At 72.1% G+C, this 2,764-nt stretch carries 3 protein-coding genes; 2 read left to right on the top strand and 1 reads right to left on the bottom strand.

Features of this window, described 5'->3' with window-relative positions; translation table 11 throughout:
- Positions 1-35 precede the first annotated feature (35 nt).
- Entirely contained in the window at positions 36-1,046 is a 1,011-nt protein-coding gene (galE, locus tag DQW06_RS17805) for a UDP-glucose 4-epimerase GalE (RefSeq protein ID WP_013156153.1), read from the top strand.
- 128 nt (positions 1,047-1,174) lie between these two features.
- Positions 1,175-1,312: a hypothetical protein gene (locus DQW06_RS29270; RefSeq protein ID WP_013156154.1), complete on the top strand. Its 138-nt coding sequence runs from the start codon at positions 1,175-1,177 to the stop codon at positions 1,310-1,312.
- Between the two features lie 13 nt (positions 1,313-1,325).
- Here DQW06_RS29270 and DQW06_RS17800 read toward each other — a convergent pair.
- The coding region (locus DQW06_RS17800) for an NCS1 family nucleobase:cation symporter-1 (protein ID WP_117198949.1) at positions 1,326-2,764 on the bottom strand (1,439 nt) is incomplete at its 5' end.

The raw sequence follows: 2,764 nt of genomic DNA, 5'->3' as shown, positions 1-2,764 counted from the left end.
CCCCCCCCCCCACGACAGGGAGGGTGAAGAGGGCCTTGAGGATTCTGCTCACCGGAGGAGCCGGGTACATCGGTTCCCACACGGCGGTCGAGCTGGTCGCGCGCGGGCACCAGGTGGTCGTCCTGGACAACCTGGTCAACAGCAGCGAGGAGGCCGTGCGCCGGGTCGAGAAGATCACCGGCGCGCGGATCCCGTTCGTGCGGGGCGACTGCACCGAGCAGGGCGTCGTCGAGCGCGTCCTGGTGGAGCACGGCATCGAGGCCGTGGTGCACTTCGCCGGGCTCAAGGCGGTGGGGGAGTCCGTCAGCCAGCCGCTGCGGTACTACCGCAACAACCTGGACGCCCTGCTCACGCTCGCCGAGACGATGGACCGCGTCGGGGTGCGCGACCTGGTGTTCAGCTCCTCGGCCACCGTCTACGGCGACCCCGACACGGTGCCGATCGCCGAGGGGAGCGCGCTGCGGGTGACCAACCCCTACGGCGCGACCAAGCTGTTCGGCGAGAGGATCCTGGAGGACCTCGCGGTGAGCGCGCCCGACTGGCGGATCACCGTGCTGCGGTACTTCAACCCGGTCGGCGCACACTCCAGCGGCCTGATCGGGGAGGACCCCAACGACATCCCCAACAACCTCTTCCCCTACATCTCCAAGGTCGCCGCGGGCAGGCTGCCCGAGCTGACGGTCTTCGGCGACGACTACGACACCGCGGACGGCACGGGGGTCCGGGACTACCTGCACGTGGTGGACCTGGCCCGGGGGCACGTCGCGGCGCTCGACCACCTGGCCTCGCAGAAGGGGCTCAGGGCCTTCAACCTGGGGACGGGGAGGGGCACCTCCGTCCTGGAGGCGATCCGCGCCTTCGAGGCGGCCTGCGGCCACACCATCCCCTTCCGGGTGGGGCCGCGCCGCGACGGCGACATCGCCACCTGCTTCGCCGACCCGGGGCTGGCCAACCGCGAACTGGGCTGGAGGGCCGAGCACACGGTGGCCGAGGCCTGCGCCGACGCCTGGCGCTGGCAGTCGGCCAACCCCGACGGCTACAGGTGACCCCGCGGAGCGCGGAGTGAGGCAGTCCTCCGCGCTCCCGGACCGCCGGTGCGCCCCGCAGCCGGGACAACCTTCTCCAAGCGCCGAGCGTCGATGAGACGATGCCGAAAAGAAGGGCAGAGCCGGGCATGGAACACGACTGGGACGAAGAGCTCGAAGAGTACGAAGAAGGCGAAGAGCACTTCTACGACGATGAGGGCGCCTTCGGCGTCGGGCTCCCGCTGACGGCCGGGTCCGCCCACGGGGAGTGGACCCGGCGGGACTGACCCCGGGGCCCGCTCAGCCGGCGGCGGCCCCCTCCGTCCTCCTCGCGGCCCGCTCCCCCGCGTCCCGGTGGGGCAGGAGCACGCCCAGGCCCCAGTGCAGCAGCAGGCCGCTGGCCAGCCCCACGAGCCACCCGTAGTCCGCCAGCGGCGCCAGGAACGGGACCAGACCCTCGGCCGGGAAGGGGCCCGACCCCTCGGGGGAGTGCGAACCGCCCACGGCCAGCACCGAGCCGACGCCGAAGGCCACCAGGGCGCGCCAGTTCCACCCGTGCCGGTACCAGTACTCCGAGCCGCGCTCGTACAGCGCGGGCAGGTTCATCCGCGTGCGGCGCAGCAGCCAGTAGTCGGCGAGCAGGACGCCCGCCACGGTGCCCAGGAGGCCGCCCACCGTGCCCAGCCAGGTGAAGATGTAGACGCTCTCGTTCTCCAGCAGCCGCCACGGCATGATCAGCACGCTGAGCACGCAGGTGGTGATCGCCCCGGCGCGGAAGCTGATCAGCCGGGGCCTGAGGTTGGACAGGTCGTAGGCCGGACCGACCAGATTGGCCGCGATGTTGGTGGAGACCGTGGCCAGCAGCACGACGAAGACCGCGAAGAGCAGGCCGATCCCGCTGTCCATCCGCGCCACGACGTCGATCGGGTTCCACAGGGGTTCGCCGTAGACGGCCGCGGTGCCCGCCGTGACCATGACGGCCAGCAGCGAGAACAGCGTCATCGTGGTGGGCAGGCCCAGCGTCTGGCCCACCACCTGGGCGCGCTGGGAGGACGAGAAGCGGGTGAAGTCGCTGATGTTGAGGGTCAGGGTCGCCCAGTAGCCGATCACGCCCATCAGCGACGGGAAGAACAGCGCCCAGAAGGAGGGCCCCCAGTCCAGGGGCTCGCCCGAGTCCAGGGACAGCATCGGGGCCAGGCCCCCGGCCTCCACGGCCATCCAGGCCAGCAGCGCGACGCCGCCGAGGATCATCAGCGGCGCGGCCCACACCTGGGTCCGGCGCACGCCCTCCATGCCCCACAGGATGATCGCGAGCTGGGCGACCCAGAACAGGCCGAAGGACAGCCACAGCGTCCACGGCTGGCCGCCCAGCGCCGCCGACCCCGTCCACCCGTCGCCGAGCAGCCGCCCGAGCAGGATGTACACCCCCTGGCCGCCGACCCAGGTCTGGATGCCGTACCAGCCGCAGGCGACCGCGCCGCGCAGCAGCGCGGGCAGGTTGGCGCCGCGCAGGCCGAAGGAGGCGCGCGCGAACACGGGGAAGGGGATGCCGTACCTGGCGCCCGCGTGGCCGGTCAGCACCATGGGCAGCAGGACGACGAGGTTGCCCAGGACCACGGCGAGCATGGCCTGGCGCCAGTCCATGCCCGCCGCGATCAGGCCGCTGGCCAGGGTCCAGGCCGGGATGCTGACCGACATGCTCACCCACAGGGCGCCGAAGCTGCCGGTGCCCCAGGTGC

Source organism: Nocardiopsis sp. TNDT3 (assembly GCF_003427465.1).
GTDB classification, from domain to species: Bacteria; Actinomycetota; Actinomycetes; order Streptosporangiales; family Streptosporangiaceae; genus Nocardiopsis; species Nocardiopsis dassonvillei.
Note: the sequence above shows the minus strand (reverse complement) of the source record. Positions and strands in the feature narration are given on the sequence as shown.

Coding starts and splice junctions, on each gene's coding strand:
- DQW06_RS29270 (WP_013156154.1), top strand. CDS start 1,175: ATGGAACACGACTGGGACGAAGAGCTCGAAGAGTACGAAGAAGGCGAA.